This is a genomic window from Pseudomonas sp. FSL W5-0299 (assembly GCF_005930655.1).
In the GTDB taxonomy this organism is placed as follows: Bacteria; Pseudomonadota; Gammaproteobacteria; order Pseudomonadales; family Pseudomonadaceae; genus Aquipseudomonas; species Aquipseudomonas mandelii.
The window spans coordinates 1-538 of record NZ_RXHX01000109.1 but is presented as its reverse complement, the minus strand read 5'-3'; the positions used below and the strand labels follow the sequence as shown (position 1 = coordinate 538).

Here is a 538-nt window from a genome sequence, read left to right as displayed (position 1 = left end):
GGTTCCGGTGGCGGAAGCGGGGGCGGCGGCAATGGCGGTGGTCACGGTGGCAGCGGCGGCGGTGGCAATGGCGGCGGCCACAGTGGAAACGGCAGCGGCGGCAACAGCGGCAGCGGTCACAGCAGCGGCGACCATGGTTCGGGACACTCAGGCAGCTCAGCCTCATCCGGGCGCAGCGGCACTCACTCTGAGCCCGGCGACGATCACGGTGTGCACCGCGCGGGAGAAATCGGCGACGACCGCGGCGTGCACCGCGCGGGCGAAATCGGCGACGACCGCGGTGTGCATCGCGCGAGCGAAATCGGCGACGACCGCGGTGTGCATCGCGCGAGCGAAATCGGCGACGACCGCGGTGTGCATCGCGCGGGCGAAATCGGCGACGACCGCGGTGTGCATGTCGGTGGCGAGCCAGGCGATGACAAAAGGTCCTGACAGGGGCTGATCTTCAAAACCCCACAATCCCTTGTAGGAGCGAGGCTTGCCCGCGAAGGCGTCGTGACATTCAAAACAAGCGTTGACTGATACGACGCCTTCGCGG

General features: G+C 68.0%; 1 protein-coding gene. It reads left to right on the top strand.

What is annotated here, in order from left to right:
- The coding region (locus FHL16_RS34680) for a hypothetical protein (RefSeq protein ID WP_077750551.1) at positions 1–432 on the top strand (432 nt) is incomplete at its 5' end.
- Between the last annotated feature and the right edge of the window lie 106 nt (positions 433–538).